This window comes from Bradyrhizobium sp. Kon10, from assembly GCF_055807395.1.
Genome location: NZ_JBVVOZ010000001.1, coordinates 499,996 through 519,997, shown reverse-complemented (window position 1 = coordinate 519,997; position 20,002 = coordinate 499,996). Strand labels below are relative to the sequence as shown.

Sequence of the window (20,002 nt, the reverse complement as noted above, 5' to 3'; positions counted from 1 at the left end):
ATCGCGGCTTGACCGGGCGATCCAGTACGCCGAGACGCCAGGGATCGAACCGAAGCGCTGGATGCCCGCCTTGACGGGCACGACAAAGGGCGCTCAGCGGATCGCGCTCGCCGGTTGCGCCTGGGCCGTGCCGCCGCGCATGCGCGCGAGCAGCTCCGCGGTCGGCCAGGAATCGGCGGGCAGGCTGTACTTGATCTGCATCGCCTTCACCGCAGCGCGGCTCTGCTGACCGAGCACGCCGTCGACCTTGCCGACATTGAAGCCGGCGCGCACCAGCAACTGCTGCAATTCCTTGAGTTCGTTGAACGGCAGTTGCGTCACTTGCCCGGCCGGCCTGCGCATCGGCGCGGCGCCCGCGATGCGCGAGGCGAGATAGCCCGCGGTGGTCGAATAGATCAGCGAGTTATTCCATTCGGTATAGGCTGCGAAATTCGGATACGCCATGAAGGCCGGTCCGGTCCGTCCCATCGGCAGCAGCACCGAGGCCGCGAGATTGTCGTTGGGCAGCGGCCTTCCGTCCGGATAAGTCACGCCGAGCTGGGCCCATTTCGCGCGCGGCTGCTGTACGGTGAGATCGGTCTGATCCCACGGCAGGTTCTGCGGTACCTTGATCTCTTCCAGCCACGGCTCGCCGCGCCGCCACTTCAATCCGTTGGCGATGTAGTTCGCCGTCGAGCCGATCACGTCGGGCGCGCTGCGCAGCAGGTCGCGCCGGCCGTCGCCGTCATAGTCGACGGCGTAATTCACGTAATGCGTCGGCAGGAATTGCGTCTGGCCGAGTTCGCCGGCCCAGGAGCCGATCATCTCCTCCGGCGTGAGATCGCCGCGGTCGATGACCTTCAGCGCGGCGATGGTCTCGTTCACGAACATCTCCGAACGCCGGCAGTCATAGGCCAGCGACACCAGCGATTTCAGCGTCGGCAGATTGCCCATGTTGGCGCCGAAATCGCTCTCCAGTCCCCAGAACGCGGCGATCACCGCCGGCGGGACGCCGTATTCTTTCTCGGCGCGCGCGAACGCGGCGGCGTATGTCTTGATGTGCTGCTGGCCGTTCTGCATGCGATAGGGTGCGGCCATGCGGCCGGCGAATTCGGTGAAGAGCTGGCCGAACACGCGCTGGCCGCGGTCGCGGTTGACGATGCCCTGGTCGTAGATGAGGTATGGCGAAGCTTCCGAAAGCGCCCGTTGCGATACGCCGGCCGCCACCGCCTTCTGTTTCACATCAGCCAGGAAGCGATCGAAGTTCGCCCCGTTGTGGCACGATGCCGCGCGCGGTGAGGCCGCCGCCTTCGGAGCGGCAGGCCTTGCAGCCGGCGGCGCGAACTGGGCGAAGGCGGGAAGAGCGAAGGTCAATGAGACCGCGATCGTTGCGACCGCAAGGCGAGAACCAAGGCAGTTCATCGGCATCAATATCTCTGGTGCTGGGCGGATGAGCGTCAGGCCGCCAATACGGCGCGCTTTGTGGCGAGCGGCAATGCGATGGAGCGGAATAATGTCTTCGGATAAAGATAGTCTTCGCCCGACTCATCGATGATCCGCAGCATGCCGTGCTTATCGGCCGCCGGGTCGCGCAGCACCTCGTAGATCTTGCGCTTCTCCAGAGAGGCCCCGTAGCCCTCGTTGTTCACGCAGATCACCAGTTGCCTGCTTCGCGATTTCGTCATGGTCTTCAGAGCAGGCCTTTGATTTTGAATTCCTTGCGGCCGATGCCGGCAGCCTCATACCAATGTATCTCAGCGAGGTGGATAGAGCCACCGGATAATCGCACTCGGGCGACACCCTTGCGCTTGCGCCAGCGGCCTCGTCCATAGATTCGTCGCAGCCGGGCGATCTCGCGAATGCCCGAGCCGCTGGCGAAGGTTTCGACCTCGGTCATTTCGCCGAGAATCTCGAAATGCATGGCGTCGATCGTGCCCGGTTGTCCCGGGCTGGGTCAATAGCCGCGGCGCCGCGACGCACCCTGAAACCTTGCGGGCCAGCCGGGGTCATCCCCACCTCATGCTCGCCGGCCTTTCGACGCCTCGAGCGGCCGTGGCCGGCCCGGGAGACGGCCATGAACTATCTTCGTACCGCAATGCTTCTCGCAGGCCTCACCGCCCTGTTCATGGGCGTGGGCTATCTGATCGGTGGTGCCGGCGGCGCCATGATCGCGCTCCTGATTGCGGCGGCGACCAATCTTTTCACCTACTGGAACTCCGACCGCATGGTGCTCTCGATGTACGGCGCCCATGAGGTCGACCGCGCCAGCGCACCGGAGCTGGTCGGCCTGGTCGCCGAGCTTGCGCGCCGCGCCGGGCTGCCGATGCCGCGCGTCTTCCTGATGGACGAGCCGCAGCCCAACGCATTCGCGACCGGCCGCAATCCGGAGAACGCCGCGGTTGCCGTCACCACCGGCTTGATGCGCCAGCTCAGCCGCGAGGAGCTCGCCGGCGTGATCGCGCATGAACTCGCGCACATCAAACATCACGATACGCTGTTGATGACGGTGACCGCGACCATTGCCGGTGCGATCTCGATGCTGGCGCAGTTCGGGATGTTCTTCGGCGGCAACCGCGACAACAACGGTCCCGGCATTGTCGGCTCGATCCTGATGATGATCCTGGCGCCGCTCGGCGCCATGCTTGTGCAGATGGCGATCAGCCGCACCCGCGAATATGCCGCCGACAATCTCGGCGCGCGCATCGCCGGCCAGCCGATGTGGCTGGCATCGGCGCTGGTCAAGATCGAGAATGCTGCGCATCAGGTGCCGAATCTCGAGGCCGAGCGCAATCCCGCGACCGCGCACATGTTCATCATCAATCCGCTGTCGGGCCATGGCGTGGACAGTCTCTTCGCCACCCATCCCTCGACGCAGAACCGCATCGCGGCGCTCCAGCAATTGGCAGCCGAGCTCGGCGCGCAGGCCATGCCGTCGGTCGGTGCCAATGAAAACTATCCGCCGCAGGGACCGTGGGGCCGCTCGTCGTCGCGTGGTCCGTCACGCGGTCCTTCACGCGGTCCTTGGGGCTGAGCGATCGCGGCGGCGCGAACGCATGTCTGCGACGCTGCAATTCGAGCGCGAAATCTCTCGCGCAACGTCGCATTGCCGGTAGCCGCCGCGGTCATCGTCAGGATGCAGACTGCTGCCGCGCACGATCCGAAATGTCTCTTGCGCTCTGTCGCACATTGAGTCAGACCAGCGTTGCTCGCCTTGGCTGGGAGAGCAACAGGTTGGAATGCTTGCCGAGTGGCAGAGTTTGCAAATGCAAATTGCCGGAGGTTCGCATGGCACCGTTGCAGATCGAGCACGTGGTCGAACGCGATATTGCACCGCGTGAGGGCTTTTTAGAACGAATGGAAGGCGCGCTTCTCCTGACGTCACTCGCAGCAGTGACGGTAGGCTGGTGCTGTTTGCTCGCCTTGATGGCCTGGAAGAGCTTCTTCTGGTTCTCGACTTGACCTGGCTCTCCGAACTGCTGGCGTTCTGAGCGCTGCTCATGCGCAGCAATGTCGTCGCGCGCCTTTGTGATCTGGCGCACACAGGGCAGGTCCTGCCAATGTTAACACCTGGTCGAGAGTATTCCTTCGAAAGGGAATGCGTGGCCGGCGCGCTGCCGGTCACCGTCGACCATGACCAGAGCTGTAGTGCCATTGTTGATCGTCCTGGGCGTGCTCATTGGCCTGTCCACGCATACGGTCGTGAATTGCGGTGACGAAGACGAGCCGGATGTCTGCTCGGCCGTGATCGGCTTCTCGCCGTTTCGCGGCTCGCTGATCGCCTTTGCCTTTGAGGGGCGCGGGCGGATCGCGTTGCGCCACGGCGACTATCAGCGGGCAATCGCCGATTTCGACGAAGCGATCCACCTCAATCCCAGCCGCGCTTCGCTCTATCGCGATCGCGCGCTGGCCTACCGGCAGAACGGTGCGGTGGAGCTTGCGATTGCCGATTATGACGAGGCGATCGCGCTCGATCCCAGGCTCGCCGCGCCCTATCACGAGCGCGGCATTGCGCTCGCCGCCAAAGGCGATCTCGACCGCGCGATCTTGAGCTACAGCACCGCCGTCCGCCTCGACCCGTCGGACGCGCAAGCCCGCTTCGATCGCGGCCTGGCGTTCCTCGCCCGCGGCCAGGCCGACGATGCCCGCGCCGATTTCGAAGCCGCGCTTGCGTTGCCTCCAGGCAAGGACGGCCGCACCCACGCTGCTGCCCGCGCGAAGCTTGCCGAGCTCTCGACCACCGAGCCGACGCAGGTCTCCGGGCCGCAGCGGTGAGAGTTGCTCCCCCTCTCCCCGCAAGCGGCGGGGCTATCGCATATGGCCTGCACGATGCGGCGGCATCGGCAGTGGGCTCCCTCTCCCGCTTGCGGGGGAGGGCTGGGGTGGGGGGTGTCTCCGCGTCGGGATTGTCGAGAGTTGCTGAGGATGTCCCTGTGTTGTGAGAGCCCTCACCCGCCGCGCTCTGCGAGCGCGTCGGCCTCTCCCGCAAGCGGGAGAGGCGGAGCAAGCCGCGCGGTCCTCGTAAAAGCCATATGCGACAGCCCTGCCGCAAACGGGGAGAGGTGAAATTCACCAGTCGCGATTATTTCGCCTTCTTCGCTTTCGCCTTCTTCGCCGGCTTCTCCTTCGGCGCCTTCTTCTCCGCCTTCTTCTGGTCCGCCTTGGCCGCGACCGGCGTGCTGGCCGCTGCTCGCATTGCGCGGGCATAGCTGTCGGCGACGTTGTCGGCAGACATCTGGAGGCGTTTGGCGGCGGCGGTCGCCTGCTCCATCGTGGCCTTGGCCATCATCTTGAAGCGGTCGCCCGTCTCCTTGCCTTTGGCCTTGGCCGCAAGGCCGTTGAGGCGATCCCGCCGCTCCTTGGCGCGGGTCATCAGGCCCGTATGCAGCTGTCTGGCCAGTTGCCGGATCACGACATCCAGGTCGGCGTCCGCCATGTTGTTCTATCCTTTTCGAAACAGGTACCGATGCGGGCGGGACTATGCAGATCGAGCCCCGGCTTGGCAATTCCCGGCCGCGCGTCATCCGCAGCTTCCGGTTTACAAAACAAAAAGGCCGCGCTGGGGAGCGCGACCTTTGCCGTGATGATTGGGGTTGGTTGGCGCGAGGGGCGCTAGCTCCGCTTCACTTCAGCGAGGCCACCGGTCCGCTGGAAGCCGCCGCCGGATCGGGGTCGAAGCCGAACACGCCGACCAGATATTTGTAATAGTCCGGCATTTTTTCCTTGAGCGCTTCGCGGGTCTTGGGGTCGTGGAATTCGCTTTTGCCGGCCAGGAAAATGCTGGCCGTCACGGCAAAGAATTCCATGGGATTCTTCAGCGCATAGGCTTCCTTGGGCAGGAAGTCCTTGGACTTCGCGTAAGCGTAATAGCTGATCACGCCCTTGTTGGCGTAGCCGTCCGGCAACAGCCGCGCGTGATAGGCGTGCAACATCTCGTGGAGCAGCACGGCTTCCTTCTCGTAACGCATCATGTCCGGCCGCACCATGATCACGCCGAGCCCCGAATCGACCGCGAGGTCCACGGCGTTCGGATTGGTCCAGCGCTGCTTGTCGTGATCCCACACCGTCAGCGTCCGTGGCGCCGTGCGCTGGATGTCCGGCGTGACCCGGCCGTAGCAGGCGGTGGCGGCGCCTTCGTCGAGACAGGCCAGCTCGCTCGCGATGATCGGGACGGTACGGAAGAAGCGCGTCACGCGCGGCGAAAGGCCGACACTCTCCACGACGTCGATCTGGCGTTTCAGATTTTCGGTGAGCTTGTCGACATCCTTGCGGTCGGAGTTCTCCGACAGGTCGAACATGTAGCCGCGGTAGCTCTGGAATCCGGGCGGCAGCGCCTGCGCGGCATCGGCGGATGCAGCCTCGGGTGAGCCGGCATTGGATGGACTGGCGAAGAGCGTGCCGACGACGGTCGCAGCCAGCAGCAATGCAACGCGCATGATGAACCCCCTGATGTCACTTCACGCGGCAGGATAAGCCGCCGTTGTTTGCGAAAAGTGAGTAGGGCGAGACTAAGGCAGCGATGTTGAGGCGTGCTTAATGGCTGGTTGCAGACCGCTGGATGCGGGTTAGTCCCGGGTTAACCAAGCAGGAGCATCAGCCGCTGCTCAGGAGCGTCGAGATCGACGGAACGCATCGTCGTAGCGGCTACTTCAATGCAACGCGTTTCGTGCATAGCCGGTGCAAATGCCGTCGGAACGTTTCGTATGCTTGCCACTTTATCCCACGCCTCTTTTGGCAATTTGAAAATTGGAGGAGATGGGACATGAGGATCCTGAAATTGTCTGCGGCCGCAGCGGCGCTGCTGGCCGGTACTGCACTCGCGGTCGCGCAATCGAGTTCGACGGTTGGAACGGGCGGCAGCTCGGCCGGCGGCGGCACGAGCAACTCGACGATCGGCACCGGCGGTTCGTCAGCGGGCTCCGGTAGCGGCTCCGGCTCGGCTTCAACGCTCGGCACCGGTGGCTCGTCCGCGGGCGGTGGCACCAGCAGTTCCACGGTCGGCACGGGCGGCTCCGCGGCCGGCGGCGGCACCGGTTCCGGTTCGGCTTCGACGCTCGGCACCGGCGGCTCCTCGGCGGGTGGCGGCAAGAGCTCGTCGAGTCTAGGCACCGGCGGCTCCGCAGCGGGCTCGGGATCGAACTCCGCTTCGACTGTCGGCACCGGCGGCTCGTCCGCGGGTGGCGGCAAGAGCGGCTCGACAGTCGGCGCAGCCGGCTCATCCGCCGGCCATGCTGGCGACATGGGCATGGAAAAGGGCAAAGGCCACCACAAGGATGAGATGAAGAAGGACAAGGACAAGGACTGACGCCTTGGTCCAAAGGGAGCGGCGGCAATGCCGCTCCCTTCATCTCTGTTGGAGGAGAACGCAATGAACAAGTCGAGCATTGCGATCGCGGTGATCGCCCTGATGGGCAGCACTGCTTTTGCGGAGACCATGGAAAAGACCGGCAAGAACGCATCGGGCGAGACCTGCAAGGTGACCGTCGAAAAACATCCTGACGGCAGCATCACCGCACTCGGTTCGTCTGGCTCCGGCACGACTGGATCGAGCTCGTCGGCTGGGTCGTTGTCGAGCTCGAGTTCGGCCGGAGGATCGTCGGTGCATGTCCAGGCCGGCGGCGGCAACGTGTCGAGCTCGTCATCGACGTCAGGTGGGCCTGGTTCGACCAGCGCCAGCACAGTCACTGTCAATGGCTGCACGATTTCGACATCGTCGCCTTGAACCAAGAGGATTGATTCATGAAAGCACTTATCACGGCCTCGGCGGTCGCGCTTCTGCTCGCAGCCTCCTCGCCGGTCTTTGCGCAAACCAGCATGACGGGCGGCACCGGTGGGTCCGCGGCTGCCGGCGGCACCTCGGCCACCACGCTCGGCACCGGCGGCACCTCGACTTCGGCGTCCGGCCGCACCGGCTCCTCGATTGCGGCCGGCGGCAGCGCGGCGGTAGCCAATGGCAAAGCGCAGACCGGCACCAGCATGAACAAGGGCAATGGCCCGGTGCTCAACGCCAATGCCCGCGCACAGGCGCATGAGGGCGGCACGTTCAGCCGCTCGCACACGCGCACCAAGGTGAAAGCGGGTGAGCAGGTCGGTTCGACCACCAAGACCATGTCGCATGTGCCGGGCTCCAAGCCGAGCATGTCGACGACGTCGACGACGGTTCGCTAGTCCTCACGACACTGCTGCCCGATGCGTCGGGCAGCTTTTTTGTACCTGCCCCGGACTTCAACCGCCATGCAGGGTGTTGCTGATCCTGGTGACGACACTGTCCCACTGCCGTTTCTGGTCCGCCGGGTAGTTGATCAAAACGCAATGCACGTAGCGGCCGGAAAAGTTGCAGCGGTCGTACCAGATCGCATCGCGTTTGACGCTGGAGACCACGAAGAAGCGCGGGGTGATGCGTTTATAGACGATGCCGGACGGCGGATGTTTCCGCGCGAGGAACGCTGCCGGCGACTCGCCGGTCCGGGGCACCGCCTGCACGGTGAGATCCGCGCTGCCGTCGGCCGAGCGAAACCGCTGCCCATAGCCGTCCGGCTTGCCGGCCTCTTCGGTAAAAATGGAGCCCGGAATGTCCACCGCGGTGCCCGTTTCCGGAATGCGATAGGTAGTCCAGCTCGCGGCATGTGCGGCGTGGGAGGCGCAAAGCAGGAAAGCAACTGCAGCAAAGCCCGTTTCAATTCTCATCATTGACCTCGTCATGACCGCGGCGCGAGCTGGAGCTCCATCAGCGCAATCCGCTCGAGCACCGCGACATCGCGCTCGCCCGCATTCGCCGTGCGGAGGATGGATTGGGCAAGTACGTCGACATGCCCGGCATGGACCGGCTCGGGCAGCGTTGCGACCGCCGCTGTCAGCGCAGCGCTCATGATCTCGATGACCTCGGGGGAGAATTCCGCATTTGAAAAGTTCTTCATCGCCCGACCGGCGGTACATCACCGCACGCAGCTTGTCCGGCAACATCGGGAAAAAGCGGAAGTTCCAACGACAATGGCAGACAGCAGGGTGCGTCGCCAACTGCGCACGCAAGCGTGGATCGATCCGCTGCTTCGGCGTAGGATCGCAATTGGGCGCCGGGCCCACACGCAGCCGGGAGGATCCCATGTACGCCGCCATTCGTCAGGCCAAAGCCAAAAGCGGGAGCGCGGAAGAGCTGGCGCGCCGCATCAAGGACGGCGCCGTTCCCATCATCAGCGACGTCGAGGGCTTTCGCGCCTATTACGTCGTGTATGCCGGCGACGATACGGTCACCGCGATCTCGATCTTCGACAAGTTCGAGCAGGCGGAGGAGGCGAACAGGCGTGCCATCGCCTGGATCGAGAAAGACCTCGGTCCGCTGCTCGCTGGAGACGCGCGCGCGGTCGCCGGTCCGGTGATCGTGCATACGCTGGCGTAGGAGGCGGTCGCAGCGCTCTCCCCGCGTCGTCCCCGCCTTCGCCGGGACGACAGCGAGATTGTGGAGCGCGTTTGCCGGCAAACGCCCATCGTCCCCGCTTACAACTCCCGCGCATTCGAGAACGCGAACGAGCTCACCCGCCGCGTCGTCTCGTCCAGGATCAGCGTACGGGTGATCGGCGGCTCGGCGCGCTGGGCGCAGTTTTCGCGCTCGCAGAGGCGGCAATTGACGCCGATCGGCGTTCCTTCCGCCTTCTCCAGATCCATGCCGCCTGCATAGACCAGCCGTGATGCGTGACGGATCTCGCATCCCAATCCGATCGCGAAGCGCGGCTGCGGCAGCGGGTGCGGCGCGACCGGCCGGCGCACCATCTGCGCGATCGAGAAATAGCGCGTGCCGTCGGAGAGCTCGATCACCTGCTTCAACAGGCGATCCGGCGTGTCGAAGGTCGAATGCACGTTCCAGAGCGGACAGGTGCCGCCGAACTTCGAGAACGGAAACGTGCCGGACGAAAAACGCTTCGAGACGTTGCCGGCGTTGTCGACGCGGAGCAGGAAGAACGGAATACCGCGCGCGTTCGGGCGCTGCAGGGTCGTGAGCCGATGACAGACCTGCTCGAAGCCGGCATTGAAGCGCTGCGCCAGCAAATGGATGTCGTAGCTGAGCGCTTCGGCAGCGGCGAGGAACGCCGGGTAGGGCATCATCACGGCGGCGGCAAAGTAGTTGGCGAGGGTGATGCGGAATAGGCGGCGGGGCGCGTCGTCGAGCGGGCCGGCGCGGCCGACAATGGTCTCCAGCTGCTGCGCGGATTCGCCAAGCCCAAGCTGGAAGGCGAGCTGGAACGCGCGGCCCGGCGGGTCGACCAGTTCGGAAATCAGGAGCTGGCGGCGATGGCGGTCGAAACGGCGCAGTGTCTCGCGCATCACGTTCACCGGCATGATGCGAGTCTGGATCGAATGTTTTTCACGCAATCGCGCCGCGAGCGCCGCATAGAGCTCTTCCGCCGGTACGTTCAACTCGTCGCGCAAATTCTCCGCGGCCTGCTCGAGCTCCGGAAAATAGTTGCGGTTGGCCTCGATCAGCTCGCGCACACGCTCGACCGGATTGGCCTCGTAGCGCGTACCGACGTCGCGGTCCGCCATCTGCGCCGCGGCCAGTGTCTCGCCCTGGCGGGCCTCGGCATAGGCCGCATAGAGCCGCTGCAGCGCATGGGTGACGCCGGGGCAGAGTTCGGCGAGGTCGCGCAGCTCCTGCTTGGGCACGTCGATCTGGCGGAACAGCGGATCGGAAAAGATCTCGTTCAGCTCGGCGAAGAAGCGATCCTCGTCGGCGGTCGCGAGATCGCGCAGATCGAGGTCGTAGGTCTCCGCGAGCCGCAGCAGGATCTGCGCTGTCACCGGGCGCTGATTGCGCTCGATCAGGTTGATGTAGCTGGGCGAGATCCCGAGCCCCTCGGCGATCTGGGTCTGCGATAGCCCCAATTGCTGCCGGATCCGCCGGAAACGCGGGCCGACGAACAGTTTCTTCCCGGAATCGGCGGCCATTTTGGAGTCTCCAAAGACACTAAGGACAGACGTGCTGACCTGCGTGATTTACAATAATTACAAACTTACATCTATTACATGTACTGATGTTACATGACATCACCATTCAAGTACAAGCCCTCTGTACGAACTTCCCGTTCTCGCGTTTAGCTCTCGCCATGCATTTCGCAATGCACTGTCAAGTTTGTCGACAGTGACGAAGACTGAAGGGATCACGGACATGAACTTCCAACCGCGCGGGATCGACCAGGGCATTCAGGCACCGGCGTCGTATCAGAGCCAGATCGAGGCGGCCGAAGCGCTGCTCAAGACCAAGGACACCTGGAACGGCGTGACCGCTGAGGCCGTGGCCCGCATGCGCCTTCAGAACCGCTTCCAGACCGGCCTCGATATCGCCCGCTACACCGCGGCGCTGATGCGTGCCGATATGGCCGCCTATGATGCCGATCCGACCAAGTACACCCAGTCGCTCGGCTGCTGGCACGGCTTCATCGCCCAGCAGAAGCTGATCTCGGTCAAGAAGCACTTTGGCACGACCGACCGCCGCTATCTCTATCTCTCCGGCTGGATGATCGCAGCACTGCGCTCCCAGTTCGGACCGCTGCCCGACCAGTCCATGCACGAGAAGACCTCGGTGCCGGCGCTGATCGAAGAGCTCTATACCTTCCTGCGTCAGGCGGATTCCCGCGAGCTCAACGACATCTTCCGCAACCTCGACAAGGCGCGCAAGGAAGGCGACAAGACCCGCGAGAAGGAGCTGATCGCGAAGATCGACAACTTCCAGACCCATGTCGTGCCCGTCATCGCCGATATCGACGCCGGCTTCGGCAACGCGGAAGCAACCTATCTGCTTGCCAAGAAGATGATCGAGGCGGGCGCCTGCGCGCTCCAGATCGAGAACCAGGTCTCCGACGAGAAGCAGTGCGGCCATCAGGACGGCAAGGTGACCGTGCCGCACGAGGTGTTCCTGGCCAAGATCCGGGCCTGCCGCCACGCGTTCCTGGAGCTCGGCGTCGAAGACGGCATCATCGTGACCCGCACCGACTCGCTCGGCGCTGGTTTGACGCAGCAGATCGCCGTCAGCCATAAGCCGGGTGATCTCGGCGATCAGTACAACAGCTTCCTGGACTGCGAGGAAGTGACGGCGGAGAACGCCCGCAACGGCGACGTCATCATCAACCGCAACGGCAAGATGCTGCGTCCGAAGCGGCTGGCGAGCAATCTCTACCAGTTCCGCCCCGGCACCGGCGAAGACCGCTGCGTGCTCGACAGCATCACATCGCTCCAGAATGGTGCCGACTTGCTCTGGATCGAAACCGAGAAGCCGCATATCGAGCAGATCGCCAAGATGGTCGATCGCATCCGGAAGGTGGTTCCGAACGCGAAGCTGGCCTACAACAACTCGCCGTCGTTCAACTGGACGCTCAACTTCCGTTGGCAGGTCTACGACGCGATGAAGGAAGCCGGCAAGGATGTCAGCAAGTACAACCGCGCTGACCTGATGAAGCCGGAATACGACGAGACGCCGCTGGCCCTTGAAGCCGACGAGCGCATCCGCACCTTCCAGGCCGACTCAGCCAAGCGTGCCGGCATCTTCCACCATCTGATCACGCTGCCGACCTATCACACGGCCGCGCTGTCCACTGACAATCTCGCCAGGGAGTATTTCGGCGAGCAGGGCATGCTCGGCTACGTGAAGAATGTTCAGCGCCAGGAGATCCGTCAGGGCATCGCCTGCGCCAAGCATCAGAACATGGCCGGCTCCGACATCGGCGACGACCACAAGGAGTATTTCGCCGGCGAGGCCGCCCTCAAGGCGGGCGGCGCCCACAACACGATGAACCAGTTCGGCTAAGTCGGGTAACAGGAGACTGACAATGACCAACAGCAATTTCTGGGTGATCGGCGGCGAGTTCGGCTCGATGAACTTCCACAAGCTGGTGGAAGGCTCGGCCCAGGTGCAGGGTCCGTTCAAGACCCGCAAGGAAGCCGAGGATGCCTGGCGCTCGGTTTCGGAAGAGAACCGCCACAAGGCCGGCGTCCGCTTCTCGATCGTGGAAGAGCCGTCGCGGGTCTCGGCCTGACGGCTGCCTGACTGAACAAGAAGACGTCCAAGGACGGAAGGTCCCATCCGGCGCAAGCCGGGTGGGATCGTCTGTTTTTGGCACACATCAACCGCCTGTGGGCGCCGTAAGTATCTGGAATGATACGCCCTTTGCGGGCGTTGTGGTTGCTGCTAGGTTAACGGAGGAAAGTCGAGGACGAGGCCGACAATGTCAGAGCCTGAGACCAGTGGGACCCATCCCAGCCAGCCGCGCCCGGTGCGGCTGCGCGATGCGCTGCTGCGCGCGCGGATCGAGGCCGCCGACCGCACCGGCGTCGTCGTCGATTTGCGCGACGCCGAAGTGGCGCGGCTCGAGATCCTCAACGATGCGCTGGATCCGTTGTTCGCGCAGGTGCCCGAGCAAATCGACCTGTTCGACCGCGGCATCAGCCAGGGCGATACGCCGCGGCTCTGGATCGACGTCGTCGCACACGTGGTGATGGGGCGCGACAAGCGGATGTACCGCTTCGTCCAGGACACCCGCTTCGGCCGCATCGTGCTCGCCGAATCGCATGACACCTCCGTCATCGTCGACGCCGTCACGGACTATGTCGCCCGCCGCATGATCGAGCGCGAGCATGCGATGGTGATCCCGCCCGAGCCGAAACCCGTATTGGCGGCGCCGCCGCGCCGCTCGCGCGTCTGGCCGTTCGTGCTCGGCTTCATCCTCGGTGCCGCCGCCTTGTTCGGGATCGCCCTGCTTGCGGCCTTGCGGAGCTGGTGAGAAACCCTCCGCCGTCATTCCGGGGCGATGCGTCAGCATCGAACCCGGAATCTCGAGCTTCCGGGTTCATGCTTCGCATGCCCCGGAATGACGGCCCTGCTTCAAATCAACCGCGCGCGCTTGATCTCCCGGACCTGCAATCCATGATCCAGGCTCCGCACCACCTGCTCGCAGCGCCAGCCGGCATTGTCCTTCTCGATCGCGAACAGGTTATACGCCGCTGCCGGATAGCGCCCGTGCGCCAGCGCGGAGGCCGACGGCACCCCGACCGCGGGAATGTTGCCGTTGGGGCCTTCGAACCACATCGTCGAATGAACGTGGTCATGCCCCTGCAGGACCAGCTCGACGCCGTGGCGCTTGAGCAGCGCCAGCAGCGCGGCGGAATCGGTCAGCCGCTTCTGCCATGCGCGGGACTTCAGCGGATGATGCACCAGCAGCACGCGAAACACGTCCTCGGCCGCGAGCTGCTCGAGCACGCCTGCGAGGGCTGCAAGCTGCTCGCGCCCGAGCGTGCCCGTTGCCATCAAGGGCAGCGTCGGCACGGCGCTGGACAGGCTGATCAGTGCGGCCGGCCCGCGGCGGCGTATCGCGGGAAAGCCGGTGCTGCCGTCGTCGCCGGCCAGATAGGGCGCGAAACTCTCGCCGAAGCGGTGGCGCGTGGCGCGGACATAGGCGTCGTGATTGCCGGGAATCGTGGTGACGCGGTCGGGTGGACCGACGCTGTCGAGCCAGGCGCGCGCCGGCGCGAACTCCGCGTCCATTGCCAGATTGACGAGATCTCCGGTCACCGCGATGTGGTCAGGCGCTTGCGCCTTGATGTCGGCGACGAGCGCGTCGAGCACCTCGCGGCGCTGGTATTTGTGGCGGTTGCGGCGCCAGTTGACATAGCCGAGCGCACGCTTGCCCGCGAGCTCGACCAGCCGCGGCTTCGGCAACGGCGGCAGATGCGGATCGGACAGGTGGGCGAGCGTGAAGGGGGCCGTCAAAGCTGCCATGGCGCGCGATTGCCTCGCTATTCCATTGCTGTAATGGCAAGGTCGCGGGCGACGCGCAAGGGAAGCCTGCAAGCGAAGCCTGCCAGGGCCTGAAGGGGAGCGCATCACGAGACGTTAATGGCGAAGCGCCTGGACAAGATCCGACGGAGATTCGAGCCGCTGCTGCGGCGCGTCTTCCACGCCTATTTCCTGCTCGTCCGCGGCATGACGCTCGGCGTCCGCGCGGTGGTGCTCGATGCCGACAACAAGGTGTTTCTGGTCAAGCACAGCTATGTCGACGGCTGGTATCTGCCCGGCGGCGGCGTCGACCATGGCGAGACCATGGAGCAGGCGATGCGCCGCGAGCTGAAGGAGGAGGGCGACATCGATCTCACCGGCGCGGCGGAGCTGCACGGCATCTTCCTCAACAGCCACGTCTCCCGCCGCGACCATGTCGCGGTCTACGTGGTCAGGCATTTCCGGCAGGACAAGTTGCCCGCGCCGAACCGCGAGATCATCGAATGCGGGTTCTTCGATTGCGCCGCGCTGCCCGACGGCGCAACCCCCGGCACGCGGCTGCGGATCGCGGAAGTGCTGGACGGCAAGCCCGTGATTGCGACGTGGCGTTGAGGGCGGGCTGTGGTAGTAACTCGCCCCGAAGTGCGCCTCGGAAACCGGATGACAATCGTAAAACTCGCCTTCGGCCTGATCTGCCTTGCGATCCTCGCCAGCAACATCGTCACGATGTCGCGCTGGAGCGAAGCGCGCGGGGTCTATGACCACATCTGCTATCTCCGCCAGGCGCATCTGTTCCAGCGCTTCGGCGCCGATGGGCTGAACACCGACGCGGCACGCGACGATGATCGCTATTTTGAAGGCAAGATGAAGCAGATCGGTTTCGCGGAAGGGGCGGATCCTGCGCGCTGGCCCTGTCACAATCCGATGCCGAGCGGCAAGGTCGTGCTGCAATATCCGCCGGGCACCGGATTTCTGCTGGCGTTGTTCCCGCAGGGCCACCAGGTGGTGCCGCTCTATGTCGCCGCGAGCCTGATCGTGTGCGGCCTTGCGCTATCAGGCATTGCCATGGCACGGACGCTGCCGTCGGTCCTCAGCGCGGGTCTGTTCGGCGCGCTCGCCGTTTACCTGATGATCAATCCGGCCAAGGCGAGCTATTCGGTCGCACCGACCATGGCGCTGTGCGCCCTCGCAGGCCTCCTGACGGCGCTGTGGTTGACCAGGGACAGGCGCAGCCTCTTGTTGATTGCGCTGATCGGTCTCCTGCTCGGCGCCTCCGTCAATTTCAGGCTGCCGAATGCGCTGCTCGCCGCCGGCTATTTCCTGTTCCTCGGCATTTCCTTCGCGTGGTCGCGCAGGTTTGCCACTTTGGTGCAGGGCCTCGGCTTCGCGGCCGGCGTGCTCGTCGGCATCGCGCCGACCCTGATCGCGCAGGCCATCAATGCCGGCAGCCCGCTGGTCACGACCTACGGCAGCGCCGACGTGGTCGCACCGGGCTTCGACCTTGTCGTCCTCGGTCACTATTTGCACGACATGCAATTCGTGCTGATCGTGCTCGCGATCGGGTCGACCGCGTGGCTGTTGTCGAACGGTGAGGCGAGAACACGGCAGGTGGCCCTCCTCGTCGCCGGCAATCTCCTCGTCAACCTGATCTTCTTCCTGACCCACCCGATCTTCACGCCCTATTACGTCGTGCCGATCGCGATGCTGTCGCTCTGGACTGTCTCGTTCGCCTGGCTGATGCAGCCGGATCACGCGCGACAGGCCGCGCCGCTTCGGAGCGCATCGGCGAGCCTCGGAGCGCTGCAGCGATGATGTCAGCGCAACCTCGCATCGCGGTGCTGGTGCCCTGCTACAATGAGGAAGCGGCGGTCGCCAGCGTCATCGCCGGTTTCCGCAAGGCGCTGCCGTCGGCGGAGATCTACGTCTACGACAACAATTCACGCGACCGCACCGCTGCCGTCGCGCGGGACGCCGGCGCGATCGTGCGCAGCGAGCGGCGGCAAGGCAAGGGCCACGTCGTGCGCCGCATGTTCGCCGATGTCGAGGCCGACATCTACGTGCTGGTTGACGGCGATGCCACCTACGATGCGCCGAGCGCGCCGCCCATGGTCGACAAGCTGCTCGACGAGCATCTCGACATGGTGGTCGGGCTTCGCATCGACCAGTCGCAGGCGGCCTACCGGCTCGGCCACCGCACCGGCAATCGCATGTTGACCGGCTTCCTGTCCTCGACCTTCGGACAGGAATTCAAGGACATCCTGTCGGGCTACCGCGTGTTCTCGCGCCGCTTCGTCAAATCCTTCCCCGTGCTCTCGGATGGTTTCGAGATCGAGACCGAGCTTGCGGTCTATGCGCTGGAATTATCGCTGCCGGTCGCGGAGGTCGAGACGCCCTATTACGCGCGCCCGGAGGGCTCGTTCTCCAAACTCAACACCTGGCGCGACGGTTTTCGCATCCTCGGCACCATTCTGAAGCTTTATCGCTCGGAGCGTCCGCTGCGCTTCTTCTCGGTCATTGGAGTTCTGCTGGCGCTGGCCGCGATCATCCTCGCGATCCCGATCGCGATCACCTTCATCGAGACCGGCCTCGTGCCGCGGCTGCCGACCGCCGTGCTGTCGATGGGATTGATGATCATGGCCCTGCTATCGGTGTCCTCGGGGCTCGTGCTCGATACCGTGACGCGCGGACGGCGCGAGATGAAGATGCTGGCCTATCTGTCGCAGCCGGCGCCGAAACGGAACTGACGTTCACTCCCATGGACGGCCAGGGGGCCAGATGCTATTCCGCGATCCAATATGAGCGATCTCTCACTCACCATTCGTCCCGAATCCGCCGGCGACGCCCAGGCCATCGAGCGCCTGCACGAGCGCACCTTCGGTCCCGGCCGCTTCGTGCTCAGCGCCTATCGCATTCGCGAGCATGTCGATCATCTGCTCGACGTCTCCTTCACCGCCCGCATCGGCACGCTCCTGGTCGGCTCCGTCCGGCAATTGCCCATCCTGATCGGCGAGACCTCGGCGCTGCTGCTCGGGCCGCTCACGGTCGAGCCGCCGTTCCGCAGCCGCGGCGTCGGCCGCCTGTTGATGGAGCGCGCGCTGAAGGTCGCCAGGGAAAATGGTCACCGCCTCGTGCTGCTGGTCGGCGACGAACCCTATTACAGCCGCGTCGGCTTCAAGGCTGTGCCCAAGGGCCGCGTCACCATGCCGGGCCCGGTCGATTCGGCTCGCATCCTGGTGCTCGAGCTCGTCGACGGCGCCTTCGAGGGCGTGTCGGGCAAGGTCGCTCCCGACTGGAGCAAGGCGCGCCGGTCCCAACTCTGAGGCTTTATTCCGAACGCGGAAAGCCGGACACGCTATGCCGTCGGCGCGGTTTATGCCAAAACCGCCGCTGCGCAGCTGACGAAGGACATTTGAAGTTTGGCCGCATCCAGGAAGGGCACCTCGCCCGCGGAACGCCAGAACGGGATTGATCGGACCATCGATCTCCTGGAAGCCCTGCTGCATTTGCGCGCGCCCTCCAGGCTCAGCGACCTTGCGAAGCAGATGGGCGCGCCGCGCTCGACGGTCTATGCCATCGCCAACCGCCTGATCGAGGCGGACCTGCTGGAGAGCGTCGGCGAGGGCGGTCAGGTCTATTTCGGCAAGGCGGTGCATCTCTACGGGCGGGCCTATGCGGAAGCCAATCCGCTGCATCGCCGCTGCCGCGAAGCCCTCGACCGGCTGGCAACCCAGCACAGCGCCACCGCGCAACTTTGCGCGTTGCGCGGTCGCAAATATGTGGTGGTCGATACGCGAGACGGCTCGGGCCTGTTCCGGATCACGACGGATGTCGGGATCGAGGTGCCGCTGCCGTGGACTGCATCCGGCAGGTTGCTGCTCGATCATATGAGCCCGGCAGAAATCCGCGCCTTCGTTCCGAAAGAGGATTTTCGTCTTCCGGACGGCCGCGTCCTCGATGTCGACGATTTCGTCAAGGACGTCGCACGCGCGAGACGCGAGGGCAAATGCGTGACGACGGCGCTGTCCGATCGGTTCACGTCGTGTCTTGCCGCCCCGATCCGGGACAAAAAGGGTGTTGCGGTCGCGACGCTCTGCTTCGTCGTTCCCGCGGACTCGCTGAAGGACCGCAGGACTGCGCTGCTGGACGACCTCGTCGCCACCGCAACCGAACTCTCGGATCGAAACTAAACACAGTTGGCCGGCAGCGCGACGGCTGATGCACCGGCATCGGGGCCTCGCGCGTGGTCGCGCGTGCTGGCTGCGGGCCGATGGGCCTCGCATGTCCGCTCTTGACATCATGCCGCCGTAATATTTAACGTGACGCTACAAGATAATACTGTCCACTATAACGGACATTGCAGCAGCAGGCGCGGCGAGGTTCTCCCGTCTCCGTTTCGGGGGGAGGGATGCGGTCCTGCGTTCCAGGCGAGGATTCGAAATGGCGAATGCAGGCCAACAGGTACCCGGGCGACGCTGGCTGATCGGTTGTCTCCTCGGCGTCGGAATTCTCATCAACTACATCGATCGGGTCGGGCTCTCCGCCGCGACGCCCGAACTCACGAGGGAGCTTGGCCTCACCGCCACGGATATCGGGCTGCTCGGCAGCGCGTTCTTCTGGACCTATTCGTTGCTGCAAATCCCCGGCGGCATGGTGCTCGACCGCTTCGGCGTCACCATGGTCGGTCGTGCCAGCAGCTTCCTCTGGGCGGTCGCCGCCACGATCACCGCGCTCGCCAGCGGACTCTGGGGCATCGCCGGCGCACGCCTGTTGCTCGGCATCGCGGAGGCGCCGGCCTTTCCGGCGAGTCAGAAGGCGACCGGCCATTGGTTTCCGCTCGAGGAACGCGCGCGCTCGACTGCGATCTTCGATTCCGCCGCTAAATTCTCCAACGTCATCGGCGTGCCGCTAGTCGCTTACGTGATCTTCCTCTACGGCTGGCGCTGGGGCTTTGGCGTCACCGCGCTGCTGAGCTTGCTGTATTTCGTCGCCTACTATTTCATCTATCGAAATCCGAGCGAAGATCCGAAGCTATCGAGAGCGGAGCATGACTATATCATCGCCGGCGGCGGCACGCCGGAAGGCCCTGCCACGGCAGGACAGAGCCGCATGCTCGGCTACCTCTTGCGCAACCGCAAGGTCTGGGGACTGACCATCGGGTTCTCCGCCTATGGCTACACCTTCTATCTCTTCCTCACCTGGTTGCCGGGCTATCTCGCGCAGACCATGCACATGAACCTGATGTCGGCCGCGGGCTATTCGACGATTCCCTGGATTTTCGCGACGTTGTCGGATCTCCTGATCGGCGGTTTCCTGGTGGATCATTTGATCGCCCGTGGTTACGACAGCACGCGGGTGCGTCAGTCGGTGATCATCGTCGGCATGCTGATGGGGCTTGCCGTCATCGGCGCCGCCTTCACCGTGAAGCCGGGCTGGGCCCTGCTGTGGTTGTCGATCGCGATCTCGGGATTGTCGGCCGCGGCGCCCGTGGGGTCCTCGATCGTGTCGCTGATCGCGCCGAAGGGCGGGGCGGGAACGGTCGGCGGCATTCTCAATTTCACCAACAACATGATGGGCGTGCTCGCACCGATCGTGACCGGAATCGTCGTGGACTGGACTCAGTCGTTTGCCGGTGCCTTCATGATCGCCGGCGTGGTGCTGCTCATCGGCATCTTCTTCTATGTCGTGGTGCTGGGGCGGATCGAATCGATTCCCGATTTCGCCGAGGAACCGCCGCCGGACGCCGTGCCGGTGCACTGAGGAGGGGGG

Annotated in this window: 25 protein-coding genes; 16 read left to right on the top strand and 9 right to left on the bottom strand. The window is 64.5% G+C overall.

The genetic code is table 11. From position 1 onward, the window contains the following. Positions 1-93: 93 nt before the first annotated feature. From AC0L2O_RS02540 to AC0L2O_RS02530, 3 genes are read right to left on the bottom strand one after another with little or no spacing between them, the layout of a single operon-like run. A complete protein-coding gene (locus AC0L2O_RS02540; protein ID WP_473368563.1) occupies positions 94-1,407 on the bottom strand; it encodes a lytic murein transglycosylase in 1,314 nt (437 codons plus the stop codon). 29 nt (positions 1,408-1,436) lie between these two features. Beyond that, positions 1,437-1,628: a hypothetical protein gene (locus AC0L2O_RS02535; protein WP_473368562.1), complete on the bottom strand. Its 192-nt coding sequence runs from the start codon at positions 1,626-1,628 to the stop codon at positions 1,437-1,439. Between the two features lie 41 nt (positions 1,629-1,669). Beyond that, the gene (locus tag AC0L2O_RS02530) at positions 1,670-1,900 is read right to left on the bottom strand and encodes a hypothetical protein (protein WP_473368561.1); all 231 of its coding nucleotides are present in this window, start codon (positions 1,898-1,900) and stop codon (positions 1,670-1,672) included. 153 nt (positions 1,901-2,053) lie between these two features. On the opposite strand from AC0L2O_RS02530, the gene htpX reads away from it, so the two are divergent. The 3 genes from htpX (at position 2,054) to AC0L2O_RS02515 (ending at position 4,251) form a co-directional block, all read left to right on the top strand. Beyond that, positions 2,054-3,010, top strand: a complete 957-nt coding sequence (gene htpX / locus AC0L2O_RS02525; RefSeq protein ID WP_369725911.1) for a zinc metalloprotease HtpX — start codon at positions 2,054-2,056, stop codon at positions 3,008-3,010. 254 nt (positions 3,011-3,264) lie between these two features. Further along, entirely contained in the window at positions 3,265-3,438 is a 174-nt protein-coding gene (locus tag AC0L2O_RS02520; protein ID WP_473368560.1) for a hypothetical protein, read from the top strand. 171 nt (positions 3,439-3,609) lie between these two features. Continuing rightward, complete coding sequence (locus AC0L2O_RS02515; protein WP_473368559.1) at positions 3,610-4,251, top strand: tetratricopeptide repeat protein; 642 nt, start codon at positions 3,610-3,612, stop codon at positions 4,249-4,251. A 307-nt stretch (positions 4,252-4,558) separates the two neighbouring features. Here the strand turns inward: AC0L2O_RS02515 and AC0L2O_RS02510 are convergent, their stop codons facing one another. Together AC0L2O_RS02510 and AC0L2O_RS02505 are read right to left on the bottom strand one after the other, a co-directional pair. Further along, entirely contained in the window at positions 4,559-4,912 is a 354-nt protein-coding gene (locus AC0L2O_RS02510; protein ID WP_473368558.1) for a hypothetical protein, read from the bottom strand. Between the two features lie 187 nt (positions 4,913-5,099). Then, positions 5,100-5,912 carry a hypothetical protein gene (locus tag AC0L2O_RS02505; protein ID WP_473368557.1) on the bottom strand — a complete coding sequence of 271 codons (813 nt, stop codon included), beginning with the start codon at positions 5,910-5,912 and terminating at the stop codon, positions 5,100-5,102. A gap of 326 nt (positions 5,913-6,238) precedes the next feature. Here AC0L2O_RS02505 and AC0L2O_RS02500 point away from each other — a divergent pair, with 326 nt between their 5' ends. From AC0L2O_RS02500 to AC0L2O_RS02490, 3 genes are all read left to right on the top strand, one after another. After that, positions 6,239-6,781, top strand: coding sequence for a hypothetical protein (locus tag AC0L2O_RS02500; RefSeq protein WP_369725907.1), 543 nt, complete (start codon positions 6,239-6,241; stop codon positions 6,779-6,781). 63 nt (positions 6,782-6,844) lie between these two features. Beyond that, a complete protein-coding gene (locus AC0L2O_RS02495; RefSeq protein ID WP_473368556.1) occupies positions 6,845-7,198 on the top strand; it encodes a hypothetical protein in 354 nt (117 codons plus the stop codon). Between the two features lie 17 nt (positions 7,199-7,215). Beyond that, positions 7,216-7,644, top strand: a complete 429-nt coding sequence (locus tag AC0L2O_RS02490; protein ID WP_473368555.1) for a hypothetical protein — start codon at positions 7,216-7,218, stop codon at positions 7,642-7,644. 57 nt (positions 7,645-7,701) lie between these two features. Here the strand turns inward: AC0L2O_RS02490 and AC0L2O_RS02485 are convergent, their stop codons facing one another. Then, positions 7,702-8,166, bottom strand: a complete 465-nt coding sequence (locus AC0L2O_RS02485; protein WP_473368554.1) for a hypothetical protein — start codon at positions 8,164-8,166, stop codon at positions 7,702-7,704. Positions 8,167-8,174: 8 nt separating this feature from the next. Beyond that, positions 8,175-8,393, bottom strand: coding sequence for a hypothetical protein (locus AC0L2O_RS02480; protein WP_473368553.1), 219 nt, complete (start codon positions 8,391-8,393; stop codon positions 8,175-8,177). A gap of 185 nt (positions 8,394-8,578) precedes the next feature. Between AC0L2O_RS02480 and AC0L2O_RS02475 the strand changes: the two genes are divergently transcribed. Then, positions 8,579-8,872 (top strand): antibiotic biosynthesis monooxygenase, encoded by a 294-nt coding sequence (locus AC0L2O_RS02475; RefSeq protein ID WP_369725902.1) that lies wholly within the window; start codon positions 8,579-8,581, stop codon positions 8,870-8,872. A gap of 98 nt (positions 8,873-8,970) precedes the next feature. Here AC0L2O_RS02475 and AC0L2O_RS02470 read toward each other — a convergent pair whose 3' ends face one another. Then, a complete protein-coding gene (locus AC0L2O_RS02470; RefSeq protein ID WP_473368552.1) occupies positions 8,971-10,416 on the bottom strand; it encodes a helix-turn-helix domain-containing protein in 1,446 nt (481 codons plus the stop codon). 220 nt (positions 10,417-10,636) lie between these two features. Here AC0L2O_RS02470 and AC0L2O_RS02465 point away from each other — a divergent pair, with 220 nt between their 5' ends. The 3 genes from AC0L2O_RS02465 to AC0L2O_RS02455 all read left to right on the top strand — a co-directional run bounded on the left by AC0L2O_RS02465 (position 10,637) and on the right by AC0L2O_RS02455 (position 13,244). Next, on the top strand, positions 10,637-12,271 hold the full coding sequence (locus tag AC0L2O_RS02465) for an isocitrate lyase (protein WP_369725900.1): 1,635 nt from the start codon (positions 10,637-10,639) through the stop codon (positions 12,269-12,271). A gap of 22 nt (positions 12,272-12,293) precedes the next feature. Continuing rightward, positions 12,294-12,500, top strand: a complete 207-nt coding sequence (locus tag AC0L2O_RS02460) for a DUF4170 domain-containing protein (RefSeq protein WP_007595122.1) — start codon at positions 12,294-12,296, stop codon at positions 12,498-12,500. A 189-nt stretch (positions 12,501-12,689) separates the two neighbouring features. Then, positions 12,690-13,244, top strand: coding sequence for a hypothetical protein (locus AC0L2O_RS02455; RefSeq protein ID WP_473368551.1), 555 nt, complete (start codon positions 12,690-12,692; stop codon positions 13,242-13,244). 101 nt (positions 13,245-13,345) lie between these two features. Here AC0L2O_RS02455 and AC0L2O_RS02450 read toward each other — a convergent pair whose 3' ends face one another. Next, the gene (locus AC0L2O_RS02450) at positions 13,346-14,239 is read right to left on the bottom strand and encodes a metallophosphoesterase family protein (RefSeq protein WP_473368550.1); all 894 of its coding nucleotides are present in this window, start codon (positions 14,237-14,239) and stop codon (positions 13,346-13,348) included. A gap of 117 nt (positions 14,240-14,356) precedes the next feature. Between AC0L2O_RS02450 and AC0L2O_RS02445 the strand changes: the two genes are divergently transcribed. The 6 genes from AC0L2O_RS02445 to AC0L2O_RS02420 all read left to right on the top strand — a co-directional run bounded on the left by AC0L2O_RS02445 (position 14,357) and on the right by AC0L2O_RS02420 (position 19,993). Then, positions 14,357-14,848, top strand: a complete 492-nt coding sequence (locus tag AC0L2O_RS02445; protein ID WP_473368549.1) for an NUDIX domain-containing protein — start codon at positions 14,357-14,359, stop codon at positions 14,846-14,848. A gap of 48 nt (positions 14,849-14,896) precedes the next feature. Next, entirely contained in the window at positions 14,897-16,048 is a 1,152-nt protein-coding gene (locus tag AC0L2O_RS02440) for a hypothetical protein (RefSeq protein ID WP_473368548.1), read from the top strand. Next, on the top strand, positions 16,045-16,980 hold the full coding sequence (locus AC0L2O_RS02435) for a glycosyltransferase family 2 protein (protein ID WP_473368547.1): 936 nt from the start codon (positions 16,045-16,047) through the stop codon (positions 16,978-16,980). The genes AC0L2O_RS02440 and AC0L2O_RS02435 overlap by 4 nt, the downstream gene beginning before the upstream one ends. A gap of 51 nt (positions 16,981-17,031) precedes the next feature. Next, the gene (locus AC0L2O_RS02430; protein ID WP_409189970.1) at positions 17,032-17,556 is read left to right on the top strand and encodes a GNAT family N-acetyltransferase; all 525 of its coding nucleotides are present in this window, start codon (positions 17,032-17,034) and stop codon (positions 17,554-17,556) included. A 96-nt stretch (positions 17,557-17,652) separates the two neighbouring features. Next, positions 17,653-18,423: an IclR family transcriptional regulator gene (locus AC0L2O_RS02425; protein WP_369725893.1), complete on the top strand. Its 771-nt coding sequence runs from the start codon at positions 17,653-17,655 to the stop codon at positions 18,421-18,423. A gap of 250 nt (positions 18,424-18,673) precedes the next feature. Continuing rightward, the gene (locus AC0L2O_RS02420; protein ID WP_473368546.1) at positions 18,674-19,993 is read left to right on the top strand and encodes an MFS transporter; all 1,320 of its coding nucleotides are present in this window, start codon (positions 18,674-18,676) and stop codon (positions 19,991-19,993) included. Positions 19,994-20,002 lie beyond the last annotated feature (9 nt).